At 63.8% G+C, this 886-nt stretch carries 1 pseudogene; it reads right to left on the minus strand.

Features of this window, described 5'->3' with window-relative positions:
- Positions 1–17: 17 nt before the first annotated feature.
- Positions 18–763 (minus strand): annotated as a pseudogene (locus D7X30_RS43935) (IS5 family transposase).
- Positions 764–886: the final 123 nt, after the last annotated feature.

Raw genomic sequence — 886 nt, forward strand, 5'->3', positions numbered from 1 at the left:
CTAGGGGCTGTCCCTGATTAGCGCAGCCAAAGAAGCATGGAGGCGACATGCAGGACGGCGAGGTAGCTGCTCGCCGTCTTGTCGTAACGGGTGGCGGCGGCGCGAAAACGCTTCAAGTCGTGGAAGAAGCACTCCACCCGGTAGCGTAGTCGATAGAGGGTGCCGTCCAGCGGCGGCGGCTGCTTGCGGCTCGGATGGGGATGAATGACAGGCTTCATGCCCACCTTCTGAGCATTGACGCGAATCCGCTCGGCGTCATAGCCCGTGTCCGCGATGAAGGCGCCGCCTTCCGCATGCACCAGCAGCTCCTCAGCCATCGTGGACTCATGTTGCTGACCGGGCGTCAGCGCGAGGTGGAGCGGCTTACCGCTCGTCGTTGTGACGGCGTGAACCTTCGTTGAAAAACCTCCTCGAGAACGCCCCAGAGCATTGCTTCGGACCCCCCTTTTCCGCCCGAGGCGTCCTGGTGCGCCCGGACGACGGAGGCATCCACGAGGGAGCCCACTTCATCCACGTCAAGTCGCAGCGCCTTGAAGATGGCTTCCCAGCGTCCGGTCTGCGCCCAGCGGTGGAAGCGGTTGTAGACCGTCTTCCAGTGGCCGAACCTCTCGGGCAGGTCGCGCCACTGCACGCCCGTCTTCACGCGATAGATGACAGCGTTGATGAAGTCGCGGTCCCCACGCTTCGAGGGAGGGCCGCTGCGAGAGCCCAGCAGGGGCTCAATGCGGCTCCACTCGGCATCGCTCAGTTCATGTCGGCGCACAGCCAGTGTTGATCACGCCTGACGCTGGCCGGCAACCTCCAGATGCCCTCTGAAGCTGGGTCCAACCCTGAGGTTAGATCCGCCAGGTTGATTTTCGGGCCGGAGATCAGGGACAGCCCCTAG

It is taken from the genome of Corallococcus sp. AB011P (assembly GCF_003611605.1).
In the GTDB taxonomy this organism is placed as follows: Bacteria; Myxococcota; Myxococcia; order Myxococcales; family Myxococcaceae; genus Corallococcus; species Corallococcus coralloides.